Source organism: Shewanella sp. NKUCC05_KAH (genome assembly GCF_019345585.1).
Taxonomy (GTDB): Bacteria; Pseudomonadota; Gammaproteobacteria; order Enterobacterales; family Shewanellaceae; genus Shewanella; species Shewanella oncorhynchi.
Genome location: NZ_JAHKQZ010000001.1, coordinates 46,237 through 69,243 on the forward strand (window position 1 = coordinate 46,237; position 23,007 = coordinate 69,243).

Consider the following 23,007-nt stretch of genomic DNA (forward strand, 5'->3'; position numbering starts at 1 on the left):
GTGGCTTTATACCTGGGCTGAAAAACAAAAAATGAGTATCGTGCTTAGCGTAATTTTATTGAACATTCATCATATAGGTCATCCTCTGGAGCTGATTTTGATTAGTATTGGTTCTTGTACAGAACTTGATGATTGTGCTTTTTGGGCTTCTTCGATGCGTAAGTCAATAGTGGCAACTAACTTGGAAAACGCCGCCATCGAAGAAGCTCACGAGTTAGTCACCGTGGCGGACGATGGCGTGACGAGGCGGGTGTGTCACTCCCAAATCGAGGTGTTCTATGTGGAACTTGCGAACGTTCTTTCGCGGCGGTTGGCTCAGCCAAATCCGCAAGGATCGGGCAATCCGGGCGGCCATCGCCATGGCAATTTTCGGCTAGCTGCTCGAGCGTTTGCACCATAGCTTGTAGTTCAACGATCTTCGCCTTCAGTCCGTCGGCATGGGAGAGCGCCAACGCCTTAACGTCGGCGCTCGCGCGATCTCGATTGCACCACAAGAGCAGGAGCTCCGAGATTTGTTCGACAGAAAAGCCAAGGTCGCGTGCGCGACGGATGAAGCGAAAGCTTTGCGCGTCTGCCGAGCTGTAATTTCGGTAGCCAGCATCAGAACGATTCGCTTTGGGTATCAAGCCAATCTGTTCGTAGTAGCGAATCATCTTCGCCGAGATGCCGGACAACTTGGCTGCTTGACCAATATTCATCATTCTCTCCTTCTAGTAAATTAATCAAATACGCTCAAAAACTGAGGTTTACCTACGCACAGATATTTCTCTGGGCGTAAAGAACACGTCGGCATACAGGTATTCAGATCGCATTCATGTTGTCTATATTCCATCTGAAGATTGCTCAGAGCTAATGTGGTGATCAAATGCATATAGTCCCGCCACACCTCAGGTGTGACGACTCTTGCAGTGGCAAAGAGATGTTCTCGGGCGTCGCTATAATCGTCCTTGAGGTGATCCAAGGGCGTATTTGGTGAAAACATGTTGTGTTACTCCTTCAACAATATTCGTCTACCAAGCGTGACTTTTGCGCTACCACCCCAAAAGCCAATGACTTGGTGTGGGTTTAAACCATCATCGGAGCCCTGAAACGCTTGAGTCGGAGCGCGTTGCCGAGCACAAATATACTGGAAAGTGCCATTGCGGCCGCTGCGAAAATTGGCGAAAGCAAGGTGCCATTCAACGGGTAGAGCGCACCCGCCGCAACCGGGATCAACACGGCGTTGTAGGCGAAGGCCCAGAAAAGGTTCTGCTTAATGTTACGGATCGTGGCCTGACTAAGCGCGATCGCATTCGTCACGCCACGCAAGTCGCCCGACATTAGCACCACGTCAGCAGCTTCTATCGCTACATCGGTTCCCGTGCCGATAGCGAGCCCAACATCAGCTTCGGCGAGTGCTGGCGCGTCGTTGATACCGTCTCCCACGAAGGCTACTCGCGCGCCATTGTTCCGGAACTTCTTCAGCGCCTCGACTTTACCATCGGGGAGAACCTCGGCTAAGACTTCATCGATGCCAAGCTGCTCGGCAATCGCCGCAGCGGTCGCCGCATTGTCGCCAGTGATCATCGCTACTTTCAGTCCGAGCGCGTGCAGCGCCTTGATTGCTTCAGGCGTTGTTTCTTTAATTGGATCTGCGACTGCAATCACCGCTGCCAAGCGGCCGTCGATCGCGGCATAAAGTGGGCTCTTGCCTTGCTCACCAAGACGCAGGGCGGTGGACTGCAAGCTCGACACATCCAGACCGAGCTGCGTCATAAACCGATCCGCACCGACGGCGACGGTACGACCTGCGACCTTGGCCGACACGCCGAAGCCCGGTGTTGCGTCGAAGCTCTCAATAGGTGCAAGGGTGAGGTTCAACTGCTTTGCGGCTGTGACGATCGATTCGGCAATCGGGTGCTCGGAGCGGGTCTCGACGGCCGCAACAAGAGCAAGAACTTCGTTGTATTCAAATCCCTCGGCAGGCACGAGATCGGTCAGCTCGGGGCGTCCTTTGGTCAGCGTGCCGGTTTTGTCGAGCGCGATAACGCTCACATCGCGCAACGCCTGCAAAGCTTCGCCCTTACGAAAGAGTACGCCGAGCTCGGCCGCACGGCCGGTGCCAACCATGATTGAGGTCGGCGTGGCCAGTCCCATAGCGCACGGACAAGCGATAATAAGAACCGCGACCGCATTAACTAGCGCAAAGGTCAGCGCTGGGGACGGGCCGAAGATTAGCCAGACGAGGAAGGTCAGCGTGGCAGCTGCCATCACCGCTGGGACGAACCACATGGTCACTTTGTCGACCAGCGCCTGGATCGGCAGCTTTGACCCCTGCGCTTGCTCGACCAGACGAATGATCTGCGCGAGCACCGTATTCGCGCCGACCTTGGTGACGCAAAAACTGAAAGCGCCCGTCTTGTTGATAGTGCCGCCGACAACTTCGGCTCCCACCCCTTTAGATACGGGCACCGGCTCGCCGGTGATCATGCTCTCGTCAACATAAGAGGCACCTTCGACGACTTCGCCGTCGACCGGAATCTTCTCGCCCGGACGAACGAGCACTATGTCACTAGTCATCACCTGATCGAGCGGTATTTCAAACGTTTCGCCGTTGCGCTGGACGCGCGCGGTCTTAGCCTGAAGTCCGACGAGCCGCTTGATCGCTTGTGAGGTTCGCCCCTTGGCGCGCGCCTCCAGCATGCGTCCGAGCAGGATCAAGGTAACGATGACCGCAGCAGCTTCAAAATAGACGTTGGCAGTGCCTTGCGGCAGCGCTTCAGGGGCAAAGGTTGCGACGATCGAATAGCCATAAGCCGCCGCGGTGCCGACCGAGACCAGTGAGTTCATGTCAGGAGCACCGCGCAGCAACGCCGGTACCCCTTTTAGGAAGAAGCGCAGACCAGGACCGAACAGGACCAGGGTGGCGAGCACGAACTGCACATACCAGTTGGTCTGTTGCCCCAGAACCCCCATCACCCAATGATGCATGGCGGGAATAAGGTGAGAGCCCATCTCAAGGATGAATACGGGCAAGGTGAGGATGGCTGCAGTGATGAAAGAACGTCGCAGTGCCCGCGCCTCGCTCTCACGACGCTCAGTGTCCTGATCGCTAGCATTCGCCGTTTCGGCGGACAAGCGACGGGACTTGTAGCCCGCCTGTTCGACAGCGGCTTCAAGATCTGCCGTGGAGACGACCCCTGCAAAATGGCGCACCCTCGCGCGCTCGGTCGCCAGATTTACAGTGGCTTCGAGCACGCCCGGAATTTTTACGAGCGCTTTCTCTACCCGGCCCACACATGATGCGCAGGTCATGTCCTCAATCGCCAACTCGATGGTCTCTTCGCGAATGGTGTAGCCAGCGCTCTGAATGGCGTGAACAGCCGCCTGCGGATTGGCTACGCCGGGGAAAGTAATGTCGGCGCGTTCGGTAGCGAGATTGACCACGGCCGTCTGCACCCCGGGGACCGCTTTCAACGCTCGCTCGACACGGCCGACACATGATGCACACGTCATGCCTTCGACAGGCAGGCTCAGACGAGTGCCTGCGGACACGGATTGATTGGCGTTTTGTGGCAAGGAAACAGAAGCCATTGAACTACTCCTTAAATGTTGAGTTAAAAAAAGCTTAATGCTTCCAACCATGGGAAGGTCAAGTCCTATGTGTGATTTATTTCACGACGCGTCCGTTCGAAATGCCGTCGGCGCCACTGCAGTCCTGATCCGCCTGCGCGCAGATCTCCCAGCCGCCACCCAGCGCCTTGTAGATGCTGACAACGGCAAGCTGTTGGTGGGTGCGAGCGATTGCCAGCGCACGCCGGCTTGCAAAGTCGGACCGTTCGGCTTCGAGCACATCAAGGTAGATGCCTTCACCTGCTGAGAACCGCACACGGGCAAGACGAGCCGCCTCGCGATTTGCGGCTGACTCAAGCAGACGCAGCTCAAGCGTGCTACCCGCGGCGCCATAGGCTTTGAAGGCATCCTCGGTTTCCTGCAGTGCGCGCAACACGGTCTGGTCGTAGACGATCAACGCCTCTTGGGTACGTGCCTCGCTGGCGGCGATGCGGGCACGCACGCGCCCAGTATCGAAAAGAGACCAGCGAATGACCGGGCCGAGGAAGCTGGACAGCACTCCGGAGCCATTTACTTCATCGAGACTTCCAGCAACGAGCCCGATTGAACCATGCACTTGGATCTCGGGGTAGAGACCAGCCGTCTCGAACCCAATCCGAGCGGTCGCCGCAGCAAGAGTCCGTTCAGCCGCCGCAATATCAGCACGCCGAGAAAGGAGTGCTGCGGGATCGCCCACGGCGATTGTTCGAACAGCAAGCGTTTCACGCGCAGGCGTTACAGCGGGTGGTCTAAACGTCTGGGGCGTTTCGCCAAGAAGGATGGCCAGTGCATTGCTGGAAGCCGCACGGCGGCGCTCCAATTCGGGCACGGCCACCTCGACATGGTGCAACAAGGCCTCGGCACGGAGCTGGTCGAATTCGCTGGCAGAACCGGCGTGCACGAGACGTTCGATCAGGCTCAGGCTTTCGCGCTGGCTTTGGCTGATGTCGGCGGCTACAGCTAGTTCGGCCTCGATACCGCGTAGCTCGAACCAAGTGGCAGCCACCGCAGCAGCGATCCCCGCCTGCACACCACGCAGCAGAGCCTCGCGGGAGCCTGCTTGCGCCTGAGCGGCCTCCACCGATCGCCGCACACGGCCAAAAAGATCGATTTCCCAGGAAGCGTCGACCGCGCCGCGATAGATTTCTATCTGACGCGACTGACTATGGGGCGTCTCGACCTCACTCCGGCGACGGTTCTCATAACCAAGCTCAGCGCCACCGCTCGGCCGGAAGCCCTGACGGCTCTCACCTAACATGGCCTTTGCCTCTTCGAGCCGAACGACAGCGATACCTATGTCATGGTTCGCCGCGAGCGCCCGCTGGATCATGATGTTCAGAGTTGGATCGTCGAAGGTGCCCCACCACTTCACCTCAACGGCCCCTGTTCCAAAACCGGCGGGAGGCTCACTGAAACTGGCCGGAAACTGCGATGAAGGTAGTGAGTAGTTTGGGCCCACCGCCGCGCATCCAGTCAAGATTAGCGCACTCAGGGGTAACAGAACTGCTTGGTATGGATTTCTCATGACATGCTCTCCTCAATGTGCGGCTTAGCACTTGAACTGTGCCGCTCGAAGCGAGCCTCCAAGCCACGTATCACTACATAAAAAACCGGCGTCAGGAATAATCCGAACAATGTCACGCCGAGCATACCTGCGAAGACCGCAATCCCCATAGCCTGACGCATTTCGGCCCCAGCACCGCTTGCCAATATCAACGGTACGACGCCAGCAATAAATGCCAATGAGGTCATCACAATAGGCCGCAACCGCAATCGACAAGCCTCAACGACCGCCTCCAGCGCACTTGTTCCTGCAGCTTCGAGGCTGCGTGCAAACTCGACGATCAAAATTGCGTTTTTGGCCGCCAAACCGACGAGCACGATAAGCCCAATCTGAACAAAGACGTTGTTGTCGCCCCCAGCCAGCCAGACACCGGTAATCGCGCTCAAAAGACACATCGGCACGATCAGCAGAACCGCCAGAGGCAGCAGCCAGCTGTTGTATTGCGCGGCGAGGATGAGATAAGCGAGCAGCACGCACAATGGGAAAATGAACAGCGCAGAATCGCCAGCCAGTTTTTGCTGGTAGGTAAGATCAGTCCATTCGAAGCTCATGCCTTCAGGCAAAACCTCCTTGGCTAATCGTTCCATGACCGCAACAGCCTGCCCCGAGCTGACGCCAGCCATCGCACCGCCCGAGATGTCGGCCGTAGGGTAACCGTTGTAGTGCATCACGCGGTCTGGGCCGGCACTTGGCGTCACAGTGACAAAGGAGGACAACGGCAGCATATCTCCGGCCGCGTTGCGCACCTGCAGGCGGCCGATAGATTCGGCTTGCATGCGGTGGTCTGCATCGGCTTGGGCCGTCACCTTATAGGTTCGACCGAAGCGGTTGAAGTCGTTGATATATAGAGAGCCGAGATAGACCTGAAGCGACTCGAACACATCCGCCAGACGAACCCCCTGACTCATGACCTGAGTGCGATCGATGGTGACATCTAACTGCGGCGCATTGATGTCAAGACTGGTCATGAGCCCAGCCACCTCGCCCGACTCGGTAGCTTTTGTCATCAGGATCTGGGTCTGCTGCACCAGAGCTGCGAGCCCAGCACCGCTGCGGTCCTCGACCTGCATCTTAAATCCGCCCGTCGCACCAAGGCCAGGTACCGGTGGTGGCGGGAACACGCCGAGGAAACCATCGGGGATGCTGGCAAATTGGGCTTGCAAGCGCCCCGCAATCGCCATCGCGCTGAGATCAGGTGTCGTGCGATCTTTAAACGGGTCTAGCATGATGAATATGACCGCGGCATTTGGCACGTTGACGAAACCATTGATAGAAAGGCCGGGAAACGCAACGACGCTTTCGACACCTGATTCGGTCAGCGCGATCTTCGACATCTGTTTGACGACTGCGTCGGTGCGGTCCAGTGACGAGGCGTTTGGCAGTTGGGCGATTGCGACAAGATAATATTTGTCCTGCATGGGCACGAAGCCGGGCGGGACGGCCTTGAATCCGAAGAAGGTCAATACAAGGAGTCCGGCGTAAACCAGAAGCGCCACGCCGCTAATCCGCACGACCTTGCGCACCGTGTTGCCATAAGCGTCAGGTGCATGCTGGAACGGCTGGCCTAGTGTCCGAAACAACTGATCGGCGCGGCCACGCAAACTGCGCGGAACTCGCACTATTGCCGCCTGGCGCGGGCGCAACAAGAGTCCTGCGAGCGCAGGGCTGAGCGTGAGTGAATTAACTGCTGACAGAATGGTTGAAATCGCAATCGTGAGCGCAAACTGTCGATAGAACTCACCCTGCAAGCCGCTTAGAAAAGCGGTCGGAATGAAAACGGCGGCTAGCACCGAGGTGATCGCGATAATAGGACCGGTGACTTCGTCCATGGCAAGCCGTGCGGCCTGAATGGGTTCCTCACCATTTTCGATGTGACGTTCGACATTCTCGACCACTACGATCGCGTCATCGACGACGATCCCGATTGAAAGCACCAGGCCAAACAACGACAACGTGTTCAGTGAGAAGCCCATCAGATGCATGACGGCAAAGGTGCCGATCAGCGACACCGGCACCGCTATAAGGGGTATGAGCGAAGCACGCCAGTTGCGCAGGAACAGCACCACCACGATAACGACAAGAAGAATCGCCTCCAACAAGGTGGTTACCACCGACTCCAGCGAGGCACGGACAAACACCGTCGGGTCATACGCGATGCGCGAGCTGAGTCCTTCCGGAAAGTTGCCTTCAAGCCGCTGCATGGTTGTACGCACCGCCTGCGCAACGTCGAGTGCGTTAGCGCCCGGACTCTGGATGATTTGCAGCGCGACGGCAGGTTCACCGTCAAGCAGACTGCGCAATGCGTAGGTATCGGCCCCCATCTCAATGCGGGCGACATCGCGCAAGCGCGTCACCTGGCCGTCGCCGCCTGTACGAATGATGATGTCGCCGAACTGCTCCTCATCAGTTAACCGCCCGAGCGTGTTCACTGTCACTTGGAACGCGGCACTGGAATTGGGAGCCTGACCGACGGAGCCAGCTGCTACCTGTACGTTCTGCTCGCGCACAGCGGCAATCACATCCCCCGCTGTCAGCCTTCGTGCGGCGATCAGGCTCGGATCGAGCCAGAGCCGCATACTATATTCACCAGCTCCCCAAACCAGAACGTCGCTGATTCCCGGGATACGGGACAGATCATCGCGCACCTGGAGGTAAGCGTAGTTCGAAATATAGAGAGGGTCGTAGCGTTTGTCTGGCGATAACAGGTGAACCACCATCAGGATGTCCGGCGAAGTCTTCTGCGTGACGACGCCTTGGCGCTGCACCTCCTCCGGCAAACGCGGCAGAGCGCGCGAGACGCGGTTTTGTACCTGGATCTGTGCCATATCGGCATTCGTCCCTTGCGCAAACGTGACGGTCAGGATCATTCGGCCGTCAGTGGCTGATTGCGACGACATGTATAGCATGCCCTCGACCCCGGTGATCGCCTGCTCGAGTGGCGCGGCTACCGTTTCAGCAATCACCTTGGGATTGGCGCCCGGGTAGGAAGCGGTCACCTGAACCGTCGGCGGCGTCACGGTCGGATACTCGCTGAGCGGCAATTGGAAGAAAGCAACGATGCCAGCGAGCACCATCAAAACTGAAAGGACGATGGCAAAAATCGGGCGATCGATGAAGAAACGTGGGAATGTCATTGTACGGCTCCCGAGGTTTGTGACACCGCAATAGGTGTACCGTCAATCGCAGCGGACTGTGGCGTGACCTGCATGCCAGGGCCTACCAGCCCCTTGACGACGATGTGCTCGCCGGGCTGTAGACCTTGTTCGATCACGCGCAAACCCTCGACCACAGGACCCAGCTCGACGGGCCGGTATTCCGTCTTGTCGTCTTTGCCGACAACGAGCACATAGTGGCTACCTTGATCGGTACCAATCGAATGATCGGAAACCAGAACCCTCGCTTGCGGCGCCCCGGTTTCTAGTTTGACCTTGGCAAAAAGACCGGGTGTCAAATGCCCATCTGGGTTTTTGACAACGGCGCGGATACGCACTGTTCCCGTCCCACGATCGCTGGTGTTGGAGAGGAAGTCGACACGGCCTGGCCTCGAATACGTCTTGTCGGTGAGCAGTGCCACCATGACCTTTTCCGCCTGTGGACCATGCGTGGTAGTGTGGTCTCGGCCTGCGGCGAGCGATCGCAAATAAGTGCGTTCGTCTACATCGAAATAGACGTGGATGGGATCGATAGAAACAATAGTCGTGAGTGGCGTCTCGCCGCTGAAGACGTAGTTGCCTTCTGTAACGAGGGCTTGGCCGACACGTCCACTGATCGGCGCCGTGACACGTGCGAAACTCAGATCCAATTGTGCGGCATCCACCGCTGCCTTTGCGGCATCGACCTGTGCTTTGCTTGCATTCATAGAGGCGGTTGCGATGTCGAAGCGATCACGAGCAACGATCTTTTGGGCAAATAGCTGTTCGGCTCGTGCATATTCCGTTTGGGCAAGTATCGATGCCGCTTCAGCCTGGCGCAGGTGCGCCGTCGCGGCGTTCAGCGCGGCTTGGAACACCCGAGGATCAATGAGAAAGAGCTCGCTGCCCTTTTCGACGAAGCGTCCCTCGGGCAGGCTTACGTTCTGAATATAGCCAGCAACCCTCGGGCGCAGCTCAACCCGCTTGACCGCGGTCAGCGAACCTGTGAGTTCGACAAATGGCGTCACCGGACGAACGATCACTTCGGCCACCGGAACGCTTGGTGGCTTTGCGGGACTGACAGAGGGAATAGCCTCCTTGCATCCTGCGATAGCGAGTGCAACGCTTAGCGCCACAGTGGTTATGGTTATGCGTTTGACCTTCATCATTTTTTCCTTTCTCGATAGCAGTCGACAGTTAGTTTTGCTGAGCCGAGGTAGCTCCTACTGTATTTATCCGGCTTACTACGCTTAGAAGGTCAAGTGTTTTTTTGATTAGTAAGGGGGCCTTGACTGCTACGACCACTGCACTTACAAATGAGAGCGATTGGAAGTGTTGTTACTGCTGGCAGCTTTAGCCGACGGGTTGCATTCATGTTAGGGCTGACAGCAGAAATGGCCTGAATGCAGTTCCAAACAAACAGCATTAAACACTGGCGAGTTTTACCGTTCGACTACTTGGGTATGAGGAATGTAAGCTCGCAAACTTAGAGCTTAGAACTAAGCAGATACAGGCTGAAATAAGGAAATGATGTTCTGGTCTTAAGTGTCAGACTGAGCAGTAATCAAAATGAAGAAGAGCTGATACTATGATTAAATTCGTGGTGATCACTCAGGTGTTTGATCAGGGCTAGCGCATGAGTGCCATTGGCTTAATTGCATTAGATTTACTTCTGTCTGTGAGCGATCACTGTACTGTTCAACCCATATTAGACAATTTTAATTGAGAATTTTTGAACTCTACAGGTGACAGATCACCATTAGCAGAATGACGTCACTCCAAGCTCTAATATTTCATTTAAACAGTCACATCTAGCTTAAAAAACTCCCTTGTTGGTTGAGCAATGTTAAAAATCCAATAGTGTAAAGCTACCAAAGAAACGCTAAACGAAGGCATTATCCCAACACGCACCTACATCCCCCATACTGACTCGGATATCATAGCTCGATAGCAAGCTACCGAATTACTTGCTGGTATACAGTTAGCATCGGTCACCCAGCCCTCACCTGTCTTTAAATAGGGCATGTCACCTGCCCAAATCTAATTAGCGAATTTTGGGTTAAAGTTAATATTTAACAAGTTATTAGCCACAGCATCAGCGTGTTTTCGCTATGTCGTCACCTTGTAATCTCGTCGCTAGGTTGCTTTGAGTCGAAGGTGGTACATTATTTTACGAACGAGATAGCGACCAACCTAGTAGCCTTCTTTACGCAATTTCTTCACCATTTCACCATTTCACGATTTCCTATGCCGCCACGACTTTGCTTTAATAGTTGTCGAACAAGGCGATATTGCTTCAGTGTTTCAAGACTTATCACGCTTGCTGGGCGTTTATGTCCATAGTAATCGCCTGACTTACTCACACCATTACTCGGTATAACAGTGCTATAGGGAATAGGTTAGATTGCTGTTTGATGATGCGTAATCATTTGTTTTATCTACACAATAACTTCAGATCATTACGTTCAGACTCTGCTAAGGTGATACCTTGTTGCAGGGCTTGATATTTTTCCTTCCAGTTGTAAAGCAGACTAGTACTAACGCCTAGGGACATTGCCGCATCAACAACGCTATAACCTTGCTCTAGCACCATTTAGACAGCTTCAACCTGCAGATAACTCTTATGTGATTTATTCAGACTCATATAAATAGACCTATTAATTTATTGACCATACTGTCTCAAAATTAAGTGCTGAAATAAAATTAGACCGGAGCAGGTGCAGTGGTATACAGAGTCTGACCATTATATTGGCGGTGATATTACATTTTTGGAAACAAATTCAATTACTCTGTCCTTAAATTATTTCCATTTATAACTCGTTTTGGTCGGATAAACAGCACCTCTGTTACTTAGGTGCTGCTCTCCTAAGAACCGTACATGCAACTTTCACTGCACACAGCTCAAGCCTCCACTAAGGTGCACTGTCAATTGGCGGTATTTTGCGACTTGCTGCTTCTATCTACACTGCAACAGGTTGACTCAGGTTTGGCCGGATATCCAATTTCCTCCAGAGCGTCGAGTATTTCGTCTTGCGATTGGCTGCTTTGTACATTGATACTACGGCTGGAGAGATCTGCTGTTACGACTGCATCGGCGTCCAGTTCCTTTATTGCACGATTGATCAAGCCAAAGCAGTGGTTGCAGGTCATATCGGTAATTTTTAACGTTAACATCGTAAATCTCCTTTGCTAAAGTGGGCAGCTAAAATTCTGCACCTTGCTACAGGGAGAAGGTCAAGGCTTATTTTCTGTGATGTTACCCAGTACCTGTTGTGCCAAAATGGCATAATGTGAGCAGGGGTCGCCAGTGCTGCAATCTGATAGCAGCTGCAGTACTTGCTGGAAAAAGGCGGTCACACTGGTGGCAAACGTGCGTAAGAATATGAAAGAAAAGGCGATGTTGTTGTGGGATAGAGCGATGCTGTCGAGACTTTTCATCATAGAAACCATCAAAAAATATATCCTAAGTAGAGCACTCCAGACACCGCAGCGTGCATGGATTTATGCTCAATATGATAGCGGGACTCATCGCCTATCAATTAAAAGACAATAAGCCACAACTGAACCTCACTAACGGGGAGTTTAATGCTATTGCAGTTATGGCTAGTTAAACCGATCTCAGGTTAAATAAGGTCGAGCCAACCCCCTGCCCCGAGCTGTAAAATCAGCAATAACGTTTTTTACTACAGCAAACGGCAGCTTGCGAAACATAACATCAGATCGGTATATGGAACATCACCCACTTCAAGCAAGGTCAGTAGGCTGATTGACTCAATAACTAGACCATCCATAGTGCACCTCAATTCGTTATTTTTTAATATTATACGCATAGATGCGACAGCTTGTGTCGCAACTAAAAGGTATTTGTACAACGGACTCTTATATCATCGCTAGGCACTGAATTTGCGATAGCTTGTGGTACAGAAAGTGGTTTAAGTGGCTTGTTGGATGACGTAATTAATTTATCGCTCATCTACTACTAACATGTGAAGTGGTTCAATGCTACCGTTAAATACGACAAGCTGGTGATTGACATAGGGCGGAGGAATGAGAATAGTACGCGATAGTACGCGGCAGGTTGCAGAGAAGCCTGTCCGCAAAAGATGATATCACTCTGATAAATTAACAGCGTTGCGAATCGATTTCATATCGAACCCACAGCAATCAAATAAGTTTGGCTAAGCGGAATGCCAATAAACTTAGGAGAATTGTTTGTGAAACATGCAACCGCTAACACTTTCAAACCCGCCGGTATCACTGTTGAACCTTCTGACATTGTACCCTTGGCAGCCACCGAAACGCCCTCCCACGGGAAATATCACTCAGGATCTCAGTCAACTGAGTCCTTAGGTACGTTAGCTATCCCTACTTTGTATTTGCGCTTTGCGTTACCCATGGCATTGGGCATGATGCTCAGCGGCAGCTACAACTTAGTCGACTCTTATTTTATTTTGAAATACATCGGTGCCGATGCATTGGCTGGGGTGACGATTGCCTTCCCGTTACAAATGATGATTTTTGCTTTGGCCTGCATGATAGGAAATGGTACTGCGACCTTAGTAAGCCGATTTTTAGGGGCAAACGAGTTTGATAAGGCGAGTCAAATCGCGAACACTGGTTTTGCGTTAGCCCTAGCTTACGGCCTGATAGTGACTATCGTGTCACTCGCCCAGCTTGATCATTTATTGGCGTTTATTGGGGTAAGCTCAACACTTGCCTTAGCTGCTACAAAGTATCTACAACCCATTCTCTGTTTTAGTCTATTCACTTTTTTGTTATCTCTTAGCGGCGATTTACTCAGAGCTCAAGGAAAAGTCGTGGTGATGCTGCTGGTTATCTTGTTGTCGGCGGTCATGAACATCTTGTTCGATACACTCTTTATTGCTGTTTTGGAGATGGGCGTGAGTGGTGCGGCGTGGGCAACGGTGGCGGGTCAATGTGTGAGTCTATTTATTGCAGCCGTCTATTTTGTCCCCAATAACCGTTTTGGCAGTAAACAGGCGCTTCATAAGCAAGCTGCCCAGCCTATTTGTTTTAGAATGGAGCAGATAAAGCTCAATCTCACTGAGATAAAAGCGATTCTTGGCCTGGGTAGCCCAATACTATTATCATATCTTGGGATTGCCTGCGTGATCTCATCGGTAAATCATATTTTAGTCAGTCATTTAGCCAATGTAGTGCCCAATACGTCAGCGGCGAATGAGGTTGCGTACATGATTAGCGCTTATGGTTTGATCGGACGCTTTAATATCTTTATCGCCCTGCCGCTCATGGCACTTACCAGCGCAGCGCAAACGATCAGTGCATATAACTATGGGGCGATGGCATCTTCTCGGGTGTTAGCTTGTGCTAAATGGGGAATCGTCTTGACCTGCTGTTATCTGAGTATAGTGACAATCGTATTTATGGGTTTTCCTAACTCGGTATTTCGCGCGTTCACCGATGCCCCCGCACTCATTGCCGCCTGTATTAAAATCTCGAGTGTGACGTTTATCGCCTTACCTTTGGCGGGGATCACAGGTATTGCGATTGCTATGTATCAAGGCACAAACCGCCCTAAGCTTGCATTGCTATTATCTGGGATAAAAATCTATGGTTTATTACTGCCTCTGCTGGTCCTGTTACCTCAACTATCCTTTGCAGATATTTCATTTATCACAGGTGCATTAAACATTTATATCATGCCAAACGCTTTGATTGAGTTATGGATGGCCTTTCCAATTGCGGACATCTTAGCTTGTCTATTGAGTTTATTGATCATCAGTATTTGGCCTTTCATTCACGTGCCACGAGCAAATCGAGTCAGTCATGGAGGTAATGCAAAATGAAGTTAGCCAAGATGAAAGACTCAAGCGCCATCGCATTAAATGAAACCAAAGTTCGCGCTAAAAAACTGCTCAAAGCTTGTCAGCAGGATGAGCCGTTAGCCAAGCAAAGAGTCGCGACCTTAATGGCGAAATTGGGCATATCACACTCAGATCTCCAGCTTAAGCATTGCCAACAAGTGATTACACGTGAGCTAGGGTTTATCGATTTTCATCATTGCCAGCGAGTCCTGTCGGGTCAAGCCATACTTGGGGATGATTGGGGAAGTTTATTCCATACTAAACAATGCGACACATTACTCAATCATTGGTTTACTGGCTATTTAGCCGCGCGTGATTTTAATGCGCAAGTTGAGGACACATTGCTACTCCCCTACAAGAAGCAGTTTTTTGTGGTGGAGCGGCAGGATTACTGCAATGCGCTGAATTTGCAGATAATTTTGCAACCAGTGGATAACGCAGGCGAACCGACAACACTCCAGGATCTGGTGAGTAGCTATGCTAATGCAAACTGGAACTCCTTTGCGCTGGCCATGGTCCAACACAAATTACCCAAAGTGTAATGATGGCTGAGATTGTTAGTGCATCATGTTGAATGAGGAAATCTAGAGTTAAATAATACAAGCAAAGTCATCATTGCTGATGGCTTTGCTTGTGAAATATGGCTGAAACACTGCGTTTCGGATCAGAAACGCAAGGCTAAAATAGCTAAAATGCAAAAAGCCGCTAATTGCTTAGCGGCTTTTTGACTAAATATGGCGGAGGAGCAGGGATTTGAACCCTGGGTGGGCTATAAACCCACGCCGGTTTTCAAGACCGGTGCATTAAACCACTCTGCCACCCCTCCGAACGAGGCGCATAATATAAGTAAGTCTGTTGACTGTAAAGCACTAACTCTCAATTATGCGCCAATTGTTGCTATTACACTCAATCCGCTGGATTTTGCTTCACATCGGACATTATGCCTACCCGTGCGGGATCTGGCTTAGTGAAATGTTTGGCAAAGTCGCCCCACTCTTGTTGACTCTTAAGTATATAGCCGACCACAACTAAAATAGCGCAACATAGGATACCCCAACCAATCGCCACTTCACCAAGACTTGCCCACATAGCGACTAAGCTTGATGCACCAAAGGCAATGCTGATCTGTAAGAAGTTCTGTAATCCTGCGGCCTTAGCGGCATTCTGACTAAACTGCTGTAGCGCGCTGTTCACGACTATTGGGTAAATTGCACCATTGGCCGCCGCTAAAATCGAGAACGAAATAAGCAGTGGGAAAATCGTGCTCGCGGGATAAATCAGCGTGAACATGATGATCGAAATAACGCAGGCTGCGAAAACCGACAACAAGATATTGAGTGTTTGATGCCCGCCAATGCGTTTTATCAGTAACTTACTCGCATAACCACCGACAATAAACATGATGGTTTGCGGGATAAAACTTAACCCAATTTCAGTCGCTTGATAACCGTGCATTTCCATCACAATCGGCCACACAGTTAGGTAGGCAAAGAAAGCACCGGAACAGGCACCGAAGATCACGACATTGCCTAAATAGCGGGTGTTTTTCAAAATTTGCCCATAAGATACAGCGACATGTTCACTGTGTTTATGTTGACTCTTGCCTGGAACAAAGTACAAGGTCATCAATACCAGCAGAAAAGCGATAACACACAAGGAGATAAAGATTGCACGCCAGCCTAATTCGTTCAGAATATAAGCGCCAAGGATCGGTGCTAATGCAGGCGATAATGCGACTAATGGCATAATGTTGCTGAAAATACCTTGGGCTTTATCGGCATCATATTGTTCAACCACAATCGCTTGCCAAATAACCCCTGCACTACAGGCGCCAATGGCTTGGAAGAAGCGCGCGGTATTGAGCATTAATATAGAATCACTGTTGGCAATAAACACGCTAGCAATGGCAAATAAAACAAGGCCAAAGATCAGTGCCCAACGTTTGCCGATTTTATTGACTAAGGGGCCGTAAAGCAGCTGACCTAAGGCAAGACCCGCAAGGAAACAGGTCAGTGACATCGCCACCTGTGATGGTGTGCTGTCAAATGAGCCTTCAATTGCTTTGAAAGCAGGCAAATACATGTCAGTGGCAATAAAGCCAAGCATGCTCAACATGGCTAAATAGAATAGAAACATAAAGAACTTTATGTTTACAAAGGTGTTACTAGACGTTTTCATAAAATAATCGGGTCAGATTGACTAAAGTGTGCAGTCTAAAGACTTGTTAAATTTATTGGAAACGTTTATTTTTGACTTGTGCTATCAATTATTTTCATTGGAATGGACGTCAGTTATGCTCTCAGAACAAGCGCTAGAACTCATTGATATTGTGGCTCGTGTAGGTAGTTTCACCGCGGCGGCGAATCGGCTACATAAAGTGCCCTCTGCCGTGAGCTACGCGGTCAAGCAAATAGAAGAAGAACTCGGCGTCATTCTTTTTGAACGGCATCATCGCAGTGTAACCTTAACCCCTGCGGGTGAACATTTTGTGAAGCAAGCCAGAACCTTGCTCACGCAGATGGACGAGATGAAACGTGGCACTCAGCGCGTGGCAAATGGTTGGCAACCTACCTTATCCATTGCCCTTGATAATATCGTCCGTGCCGACAGGATCAGCGTATTAATTGCTGACTTTTATCGACACTTCCATGATATTGAATTAATTATTCGCATTGAGGTCTTTAACGGGGTTTGGGAAGCGCTCGCCACGGGTCGCAGTGATATTGCTATTGGTGCGACAACCGCAATTCCAGTCGGTGGTGTTTACCAATATAAAGACATGGGGGATATTGAGTGGGCGTTTCTTGTTAGTAAAAATCATCCCTTGGCCAGTATTGACCGCCCATTAAGTGACGATGAGCTGCGCCCTTTTCCCTCGATTTGTTTAGAAGATACCTCTCGGGAAATTCCAAAACGTATGACTTGGTTGCTAGAGAATCAACGCAGGTTAGTCGTACCTGATTGGATCCGTGCCATTAACTGTTTCCGCGAAGGTTTAGGCGTCGGCTATATGCCAGTGCATTTAGCGAGCGTGTTTATTAAGGCGGGGGCGCTCGTTGAGAAACAACTGGAAAATCCAAAGCAGACAAGCCCTTGTTGCTTGGCCTGGAATGCTGACAAGATGTCGCCTGCTCTCGCTTGGGTGCTGGAATATCTTGGCGATACTGAAAAATTGCACAAAGAGTGGCTGGCTTAAGCTTGGTTTAAACTCAATATGCTGATCTAGTCATTGTTGAGATCAGTATTGATTGTGTACCGTTTATGTACAGACTAAGTCTTTACCTTCATAGTGGATGAAGACGCAGATACAAGAATCTTATTTTTTTGCTTTGCAGTTAAAGTTGAAATAAATAATTGAGTAAAATTTTGAAGATTAACAATTTGTTATTCATGGTTCTATGACTTTCACCCGTATCTCATGTACGGTATCATTGCACCAGTTAAGTTCATTTTAGGATTTTACGGGAACTTAGTGTGCTGTAAAAAATCAAAATGATCAGTTTGGAAATGTGTCAACGGAGATCAACATGACCCAAGAAACCTTATATTCGACGAGTGCGTCAACACTGGAAGTGAACAAACTTCTTAAAAACACTTATATGCTGTTATCGATGACATTGGCCTTCTCTGCCCTGTGTGCGGGTTTAGCAATGGCATTAAATATCAGTCCGTTAGTCTCCATTGGTTTATCGATTGGTGGCCTAGTACTGTTGTTTGTCACTTTACGTAAAGCCGAGTCTGCAGCGGGTATCTTCTGGGTGTTTGCCTTTACAGGTATGGAAGGTGCCTCACTGGGCTACATGCTCAATCACTACGCGGGTATGGCAAACGGTCCACAGCTGATCATGCAAGCACTGGGGTTAACGTCAGTGATTTTTGTTGCGTTATCAGCCTATGCCGTGACCACTAAGAAAGATTTCTCTTTCCTACGTGGATTCTTGTTCGCCGGCTTGATTGTGGTGATCGCCGCCGCTGTGATTAATATTTTTATGGGTAACAGTGTTGCCTTTATGGCAATTAACGCAGGCTTGGCGTTACTGATGACAGGTTTTATCCTGTTTGATACTAGCCGTATCGTCAATGGCGGCGAAACTAACTACATTCGCGCGACTATCTCGTTATACTTAGACTTCTTAAACCTCTTCATCGCACTGTTGCACCTGATGGGCATAGGCAACGATGACTAATCCTAGTTAGCGATTTTTAGCTTAACTTGCGTTAGAATGGCCCTACTTTTAGGGCCATTTTTATTTTAAATGAGCAAATTTATTATCCAAGTGAACGGGCCCGCTTATGGCACGTCGGCGAGTGTTAATGCCTTACGCTTCTCCCAAGCTGCACTTTTAGCTGGGCATCAGATTATCTGTGTGTTTTTTTATCAAGATGGCGTGTATAACTCCACAGATTTAAGCTTACCCGCCTCCGATGAAAATGATGTGATCAGTGACTGGAAACAGCTGGCGCAATCCCATCAGGTCCCGTTAGTCAATTGCGTTTCTGCAGCGCTACGTCGTGGCATTGTGAGTCAGCAAGATGCCAGCGAGAATGGCCTAAGCCACTGGAATGTGGGCGAGTCATTTATCATGGGCGGTTTAGGTGAGCTAATCACAGGTATTGAATCGGCCGATCGTTTGATCAGTTTTTAACTCTCAGGGCTACTATGAAAAAATTGTGTATTCTATTTCGCTGCTCGCCACATGGTACTGTTCGTGGCCGCGAAGGTTTAGATCTTGCCCTGCTTAGCGCTAGCTTCGAACAAGAAGTGAGTTTAGTGTTTGTGGATGAAGGTGTGTTGCATTTGATTAAAGATCAACAGCCTGAGCTTATCGGTGCTAAAGATTACATCTCCACCTTTAAAGCACTGCCGCTGTATGATATTGGCTCTGTGTTTGTCTGTAAGCAATCCTTAGCCGATTACGGCTTAAGCCATGGCTTACTGTCGATCCCAGTGACAGTGGTCAACGATGAAGCCATCGCAGCCCATTTAAACCAAGTGGATGAGGTCTTAGTATTCTAATGATTTTACATCATATTCAAACATCTCCCAGTCGAGATAGCGCGCTAAAACTTTGTTTACGTTACGCCTGTAAGGAAGATGTGATTTTATTATCGAGCGATGGCGTTAACGCGTTACTGCTGCGCCAGTGGGCAATGGCATTATCGCCCTTCAAGTTGATGGTCTTAAAAGACGATGTTGTCGCACGTGGCCTATCTGAACGTTTAAAGAACGTGATGCTTATCGATTACAATGAGTTTGTGGCTCAATCATTACTCCATGACAAGGTGATAACGTGGTAAATCCATTGCAATTTAATGGCGCAGAAATCGCCCGTGACCATCAAGGTTATTTAAAAAATCTTAACGATTGGCAACCCGATATGGCCCAGTTGTTAGCAGCAGAAGAGCAAATTTTACTTACGCCAGCCCATTGGGAAGTGATTAACTTTGTTCGAGATTTCTATCTCGAATATAAAACGAGCCCTGCTATCCGTGTATTAGTTAAAGCCATTGGCCAAGCCTTAGGACCAGACAAAGGCAATTCAAAATACTTATATACCCTATTCCCGATTGGACCTGCGAAACAAGCAACGAAAATCGCGGGCCTGCCCAAACCAGCTAAGTGTATTTAATGGCATAGGGTTAAGTCGTCACGTAAACATGACACAAACAAAAAGGCATGTTCCCTTGGGAAACATGCCTTTCTTTTTACTTGAACAAAGTTGATAGGGTTATTTGACGTTTTCTAACACAACCCAGATGGCTTTGCCTACGGTGGCAAGCATTACAGCAAAAAATACTGCAATCACAGCGGTATAGGAAAGCCAACGGAGATAGCGCTGGCCTTTATCCATAGTATTATTTTGTGTTCCATTAGCCTATTTGAGTCAAACCGCCCATGTAAGGACGCAGAACTTCAGGGACTGTGATACTGCCATCAGCATTTTGATAGTTTTCTAAAATAGCCACTAAAGTACGACCTACAGCTAAACCTGAGCCGTTTAACGTATGCAATAGCGCAGGCTTATTATCTGCTTTCACGCGGTAACGTGCTTGCATACGACGGGCTTGGAAATCCTTCATGTTTGAGCAAGAAGAAATCTCACGATAGGTATTTTGTGCTGGTAACCAGACTTCGATATCGTAGGTTTTGCTTGAGCCAAAGCCCATATCGCCAGTACATAAAATCACTGTTCGATACGGTAAACCTAAACGCTGCAATACAGTTTCAGCATGACCTGTCAGCGCTTCAAGTGCCGCCATTGAATCTTCAGGCTTAACAATTTGCACCATTTCAACTTTATCGAATTGGTGCTGACGGATCAGACCACGGGTATCTTTGCCGTATGAGCCCGCTTCGCTGCGGAAACATGCAGTATGCGCTGTTAACTTTATTGGCAGCTCGTCTTCATCAACAATGCTATCGCGAACTAAGTTCGTTAATGGCACTTCTGCAGTTGGGATAAGGCTCAAACCTTGGCCTTCTTCAGTTGCAGGTTTAGTGTGGAATAAATCTTCACCAAACTTAGGTAGCTGGCCTGTGCCGAGTAAGCTTGCCTCGTTAACCAGTAATGGCACATAGGCTTCGGTATAACCGTGCTCTGTGGTATGTAAGTCCAACATGAACTGACCAATGGCGCGGTTTAAGCGGGCGACTTGGCCTTTCATTACGATAAAACGTGAGCCAGTAATTTTAACGGCATTTTTAAAATCTAAGCCGTTTAGGCCTTCGCCTAAATCGATATGATCTTTAATCGGGAAATCAAAAGTGCGTGGCGTACCCCAACGTCTCACTTCAATGTTCTCTGTTTCATCGGCACCCATTGGTACTGATTCATCAGGCAGGTTAGGCATAGACATGGCAATGGCATTGACTTCTTCAAGTACGGCGGCCAGTTCAATCTTTTTGGCATCCAACTGTGAACCTAAATCGCCCACTTGCGCCATGATCGCGTCAACATCTTCACCACGGGCTTTAGCTTGGCCAATAGATTTGGAGATGGCATTACGCGACGCTTGTAATTCTTCGGTAGCCACTTGCAGTGACTTACGCTTTTCTTCTAATTGAATGAGATGAGCTATGTCTAAAATAAAGCCACGGGTAGCCAGTCGCTCAGCGGTAACTTCTAATTCGTTGCGCAAAAATTTAGGATCTAACATGTGATATATTCTTAATAGTTAAATGCGAGAAAAAACCAGTTGTTGACCTAAGTACACCATGAATAAACATAGACTTAGATTCAACACCACATTCAAAATCGCCTTCAGCCAATCCCCTTCTTGCATCAGCAACAAGGTTTCATTAGAGAAAGTCGAAAACGTTGTCAAAGCACCTAATAGACCGATACCTATAAGCGCTTTGAGTTCAGGGCTGATATGACTCATTTGCCCCAGAGCGTAAATTACGCCCATAAAAAATGAACCTATAACATTAACCAACAGTGTACCAAAAGGAAAACTGCTGCCAAATACTTGGATCATGAATATTGAAATAAGATAGCGTAAAACTGCTCCAATTGACCCGCCGAAAGCCACTAATAAGATGTTAGTCATATCTTTTGTTCTCACTGGCTTGATCTAACTGGGCTAATTGCGCCAATTTATCTTTGATCCGCTTCTCAAACCCTCGCTCAGTTGGAAAATAAAACTGTGCTGTTTGCAGGTATTCAGGGAAATAATTCTCACCACTGGCATAGGCATTGGCTTCATCGTGGGCATATCGATACCCAGCTCCCATGCCGATGTCTTTCATTAACTGAGTCGGTGCATTGCGTAAATGGTGCGGTACTTCGACTTGTCCTGTTTCGCGAGCTAACGCACGCGCCGCCTTAAATGCGGTATACACAGCGTTGCTCTTCGGCGCGCTGGCAAGATAAACAATGGCTTGTGCTATCGCTCGCTCACCTTCGGCGGGGCCAACACGGTGAAAACAATCCCAGGCATTCAGTGCGATTGTCATCGCCGCAGGATCGGCATTGCCCACATCTTCAGAGGCAATCGCCAGTAAGCGCCTTGCCACGTAAAGCGGATCGCCGCCGCCCTCTAGAATTCGACAAAACCAATATAAAGCCGCATCGGGTGCCGAGCCACGGATGGATTTATGCACCGCTGAAATAAGATCGTAAAACTGATCGCCGTTCTTATCAAAACCAGCAACTTGGTGCCCCGCCACTTGAATTAACATTTCAGTGGTAAAGGTGCCACCGTCGATGAGCATATCACTCATCAACTCAATAAGATTTAACGCTTTACGGGCATCACCATCACAAAGTTGTGCCAATGTGGTGAGCACATCGGTCGGCATTACAAATTGTCGTAGGCCTAAACCGCGCTCGTTATCGTTTAAGGCTTGAGTCACTATATGGGCGATTTCATCATGGCTTAAGCGCTTGATAAGATAGACCCTTGCCCGCGAGAGTAAGGCATTGTTGATTTCAAAAGACGGATTTTCTGTGGTCGCGCCGATAAAGATCACTGTGCCATCTTCAATAAATGGCAGAAAAGCATCCTGTTGACTCTTATTGAATCGGTGGACTTCATCGACAAACAATAAGGTACGTTGACCACGGGATTCTGCAACGGCTTTTGCTTGCTCAATCGCGGCGCGAATGTCCTTAACGCCAGAGGTGACCGCGGAAATGCGTTCAACGTGAGCATTTGAATAATGTGCGATTAATTCGGCTAAGGTTGTTTTACCTGTGCCCGGCGGTCCCCACAACATCATGGAATGGGCGCGCCCAGCTTCCAATGCTTTGCGTAGTGGTTGGCCCTCACCCAGTAAATGGGCTTGACCTATGTACTCGCCAATCGTTCTTGGCCGCATGCGCGCGGCCAAGGGACGAAAATCGGGCGCAAAATTAAACGATAAACTGCTCAC

General features: G+C 49.8%; 22 protein-coding genes, 1 tRNA gene and 2 pseudogenes. 9 read left to right on the plus strand and 16 right to left on the minus strand.

Annotated elements, in window-relative coordinates; all coding sequences use genetic code 11:
• Positions 1–218 precede the first annotated feature (218 nt).
• The 9 genes and pseudogenes from cueR to KO533_RS00270 form a co-directional block, all read right to left on the minus strand.
• On the minus strand, positions 219–701 hold the full coding sequence (gene cueR / locus KO533_RS00230; RefSeq protein WP_317629912.1) for a Cu(I)-responsive transcriptional regulator: 483 nt from the start codon (positions 699–701) through the stop codon (positions 219–221).
• Positions 702–718: 17 nt separating this feature from the next.
• A complete protein-coding gene (locus tag KO533_RS00235; protein ID WP_219252333.1) occupies positions 719–982 on the minus strand; it encodes a hypothetical protein in 264 nt (87 codons plus the stop codon).
• A gap of 83 nt (positions 983–1,065) precedes the next feature.
• The gene (locus KO533_RS00240; protein WP_219252335.1) at positions 1,066–3,573 is read right to left on the minus strand and encodes a heavy metal translocating P-type ATPase; all 2,508 of its coding nucleotides are present in this window, start codon (positions 3,571–3,573) and stop codon (positions 1,066–1,068) included.
• Positions 3,574–3,649: 76 nt separating this feature from the next.
• On the minus strand, positions 3,650–5,116 hold the full coding sequence (locus KO533_RS00245) for a TolC family protein (RefSeq protein ID WP_219252336.1): 1,467 nt from the start codon (positions 5,114–5,116) through the stop codon (positions 3,650–3,652).
• Positions 5,113–8,289, minus strand: coding sequence for an efflux RND transporter permease subunit (locus KO533_RS00250; protein WP_219252337.1), 3,177 nt, complete (start codon positions 8,287–8,289; stop codon positions 5,113–5,115). The genes KO533_RS00245 and KO533_RS00250 overlap by 4 nt, the downstream gene beginning before the upstream one ends.
• Positions 8,286–9,455 (minus strand): efflux RND transporter periplasmic adaptor subunit, encoded by a 1,170-nt coding sequence (locus KO533_RS00255; protein ID WP_275956774.1) that lies wholly within the window; start codon positions 9,453–9,455, stop codon positions 8,286–8,288. The genes KO533_RS00250 and KO533_RS00255 overlap by 4 nt, the downstream gene beginning before the upstream one ends.
• A gap of 529 nt (positions 9,456–9,984) precedes the next feature.
• Positions 9,985–10,879, minus strand: a pseudogene (locus KO533_RS00260) (transposase).
• 332 nt (positions 10,880–11,211) lie between these two features.
• Entirely contained in the window at positions 11,212–11,460 is a 249-nt protein-coding gene (locus KO533_RS00265) for a heavy-metal-associated domain-containing protein (protein ID WP_173247046.1), read from the minus strand.
• 60 nt (positions 11,461–11,520) lie between these two features.
• The gene (locus KO533_RS00270; protein ID WP_219252650.1) at positions 11,521–11,727 is read right to left on the minus strand and encodes a hypothetical protein; all 207 of its coding nucleotides are present in this window, start codon (positions 11,725–11,727) and stop codon (positions 11,521–11,523) included.
• Here KO533_RS00270 and KO533_RS00275 point away from each other — a divergent pair.
• Positions 11,639–11,897: pseudogene (locus KO533_RS00275) on the plus strand (transposase); the annotation flags it as partial. The gene KO533_RS00270 and the pseudogene KO533_RS00275 sit on opposite strands and share 89 nt — an antisense overlap.
• Positions 11,898–11,969: 72 nt before the next feature.
• Here KO533_RS00275 and KO533_RS00280 read toward each other — a convergent pair.
• Entirely contained in the window at positions 11,970–12,116 is a 147-nt protein-coding gene (locus KO533_RS00280) for a hypothetical protein (protein WP_219252338.1), read from the minus strand.
• A 384-nt stretch (positions 12,117–12,500) separates the two neighbouring features.
• On the opposite strand from KO533_RS00280, the gene KO533_RS00285 reads away from it, so the two are divergent.
• Positions 12,501–14,114, plus strand: a complete 1,614-nt coding sequence (locus KO533_RS00285) for an MATE family efflux transporter (protein WP_219252340.1) — start codon at positions 12,501–12,503, stop codon at positions 14,112–14,114.
• Complete coding sequence (locus tag KO533_RS00290; RefSeq protein ID WP_219252342.1) at positions 14,111–14,674, plus strand: hypothetical protein; 564 nt, start codon at positions 14,111–14,113, stop codon at positions 14,672–14,674. Before KO533_RS00285 ends, KO533_RS00290 begins: the two co-directional genes overlap by 4 nt.
• A gap of 193 nt (positions 14,675–14,867) precedes the next feature.
• Here KO533_RS00290 and KO533_RS00295 read toward each other — a convergent pair.
• Together KO533_RS00295 and punC are read right to left on the minus strand one after the other, a co-directional pair.
• Positions 14,868–14,958: transfer RNA gene (locus tag KO533_RS00295), tRNA-Ser, on the minus strand.
• An 80-nt stretch (positions 14,959–15,038) separates the two neighbouring features.
• Positions 15,039–16,310, minus strand: a complete 1,272-nt coding sequence (punC, locus tag KO533_RS00300; protein WP_219250788.1) for a purine nucleoside transporter PunC — start codon at positions 16,308–16,310, stop codon at positions 15,039–15,041.
• A gap of 115 nt (positions 16,311–16,425) precedes the next feature.
• On the opposite strand from punC, the gene punR reads away from it, so the two are divergent.
• The 6 genes from punR to KO533_RS00330 all read left to right on the plus strand — a co-directional run bounded on the left by punR (position 16,426) and on the right by KO533_RS00330 (position 19,762).
• A complete protein-coding gene (gene punR, locus KO533_RS00305; RefSeq protein ID WP_028759950.1) occupies positions 16,426–17,328 on the plus strand; it encodes a DNA-binding transcriptional activator PunR in 903 nt (300 codons plus the stop codon).
• A 331-nt stretch (positions 17,329–17,659) separates the two neighbouring features.
• Positions 17,660–18,319, plus strand: a complete 660-nt coding sequence (locus KO533_RS00310; RefSeq protein ID WP_028759949.1) for a Bax inhibitor-1/YccA family protein — start codon at positions 17,660–17,662, stop codon at positions 18,317–18,319.
• A 69-nt stretch (positions 18,320–18,388) separates the two neighbouring features.
• The gene (gene tusD, locus KO533_RS00315) at positions 18,389–18,778 is read left to right on the plus strand and encodes a sulfurtransferase complex subunit TusD (protein ID WP_028759948.1); all 390 of its coding nucleotides are present in this window, start codon (positions 18,389–18,391) and stop codon (positions 18,776–18,778) included.
• Positions 18,779–18,792: 14 nt separating this feature from the next.
• Positions 18,793–19,149 carry a sulfurtransferase complex subunit TusC gene (tusC, locus tag KO533_RS00320; RefSeq protein ID WP_028759947.1) on the plus strand — a complete coding sequence of 119 codons (357 nt, stop codon included), beginning with the start codon at positions 18,793–18,795 and terminating at the stop codon, positions 19,147–19,149.
• Positions 19,149–19,430 carry a sulfurtransferase complex subunit TusB gene (gene tusB, locus KO533_RS00325; protein ID WP_219252344.1) on the plus strand — a complete coding sequence of 94 codons (282 nt, stop codon included), beginning with the start codon at positions 19,149–19,151 and terminating at the stop codon, positions 19,428–19,430. The genes tusC and tusB overlap by 1 nt, the downstream gene beginning before the upstream one ends.
• Positions 19,424–19,762 carry a TusE/DsrC/DsvC family sulfur relay protein gene (locus tag KO533_RS00330; protein WP_219252346.1) on the plus strand — a complete coding sequence of 113 codons (339 nt, stop codon included), beginning with the start codon at positions 19,424–19,426 and terminating at the stop codon, positions 19,760–19,762. Before tusB ends, KO533_RS00330 begins: the two co-directional genes overlap by 7 nt.
• Positions 19,763–19,861: 99 nt before the next feature.
• Here the strand turns inward: KO533_RS00330 and KO533_RS22720 are convergent, their stop codons facing one another.
• Genes KO533_RS22720 through KO533_RS00345 form a run of 4 tightly spaced genes read right to left on the minus strand, consistent with a single transcriptional unit; the run spans position 19,862 to position 23,007 of the window.
• Positions 19,862–19,984, minus strand: a complete 123-nt coding sequence (locus KO533_RS22720) for a hypothetical protein (protein ID WP_028759944.1) — start codon at positions 19,982–19,984, stop codon at positions 19,862–19,864.
• Positions 19,985–20,003: 19 nt separating this feature from the next.
• The gene (gene serS, locus KO533_RS00335; RefSeq protein WP_219252348.1) at positions 20,004–21,290 is read right to left on the minus strand and encodes a serine--tRNA ligase; all 1,287 of its coding nucleotides are present in this window, start codon (positions 21,288–21,290) and stop codon (positions 20,004–20,006) included.
• An 18-nt stretch (positions 21,291–21,308) separates the two neighbouring features.
• Positions 21,309–21,683: a fluoride efflux transporter CrcB gene (crcB, locus tag KO533_RS00340; protein ID WP_028759942.1), complete on the minus strand. Its 375-nt coding sequence runs from the start codon at positions 21,681–21,683 to the stop codon at positions 21,309–21,311.
• Entirely contained in the window at positions 21,676–23,007 is a 1,332-nt protein-coding gene (locus tag KO533_RS00345) for a replication-associated recombination protein A (RefSeq protein ID WP_219252350.1), read from the minus strand. Before KO533_RS00345 ends, crcB begins: the two co-directional genes overlap by 8 nt.

Coding starts and splice junctions, on each gene's coding strand:
- KO533_RS00235 (WP_219252333.1), bottom strand. CDS start 982: ATGTTTTCACCAAATACGCCCTTGGATCACCTCAAGGACGATTATAGC.
- punC (WP_219250788.1), bottom strand. CDS start 16,310: ATGAAAACGTCTAGTAACACCTTTGTAAACATAAAGTTCTTTATGTTT.
- KO533_RS00245 (WP_219252336.1), bottom strand. CDS start 5,116: ATGAGAAATCCATACCAAGCAGTTCTGTTACCCCTGAGTGCGCTAATC.
- KO533_RS00290 (WP_219252342.1), top strand. CDS start 14,111: ATGAAGTTAGCCAAGATGAAAGACTCAAGCGCCATCGCATTAAATGAA.
- tusB (WP_219252344.1), top strand. CDS start 19,149: ATGATTTTACATCATATTCAAACATCTCCCAGTCGAGATAGCGCGCTA.
- KO533_RS00310 (WP_028759949.1), top strand. CDS start 17,660: ATGACCCAAGAAACCTTATATTCGACGAGTGCGTCAACACTGGAAGTG.
- KO533_RS00240 (WP_219252335.1), bottom strand. CDS start 3,573: ATGGCTTCTGTTTCCTTGCCACAAAACGCCAATCAATCCGTGTCCGCA.
- KO533_RS00270 (WP_219252650.1), bottom strand. CDS start 11,727: ATGATGAAAAGTCTCGACAGCATCGCTCTATCCCACAACAACATCGCC.
- tusC (WP_028759947.1), top strand. CDS start 18,793: ATGAAAAAATTGTGTATTCTATTTCGCTGCTCGCCACATGGTACTGTT.
- KO533_RS00280 (WP_219252338.1), bottom strand. CDS start 12,116: ATGCGTATAATATTAAAAAATAACGAATTGAGGTGCACTATGGATGGT.
- KO533_RS00250 (WP_219252337.1), bottom strand. CDS start 8,289: ATGACATTCCCACGTTTCTTCATCGATCGCCCGATTTTTGCCATCGTC.
- cueR (WP_317629912.1), bottom strand. CDS start 701: ATGATGAATATTGGTCAAGCAGCCAAGTTGTCCGGCATCTCGGCGAAG.
- KO533_RS00255 (WP_275956774.1), bottom strand. CDS start 9,455: ATGATGAAGGTCAAACGCATAACCATAACCACTGTGGCGCTAAGCGTT.
- crcB (WP_028759942.1), bottom strand. CDS start 21,683: ATGACTAACATCTTATTAGTGGCTTTCGGCGGGTCAATTGGAGCAGTT.
- tusD (WP_028759948.1), top strand. CDS start 18,389: ATGAGCAAATTTATTATCCAAGTGAACGGGCCCGCTTATGGCACGTCG.
- serS (WP_219252348.1), bottom strand. CDS start 21,290: ATGTTAGATCCTAAATTTTTGCGCAACGAATTAGAAGTTACCGCTGAG.
- KO533_RS00265 (WP_173247046.1), bottom strand. CDS start 11,460: ATGTTAACGTTAAAAATTACCGATATGACCTGCAACCACTGCTTTGGC.
- KO533_RS22720 (WP_028759944.1), bottom strand. CDS start 19,984: ATGGATAAAGGCCAGCGCTATCTCCGTTGGCTTTCCTATACCGCTGTG.
- punR (WP_028759950.1), top strand. CDS start 16,426: ATGCTCTCAGAACAAGCGCTAGAACTCATTGATATTGTGGCTCGTGTA.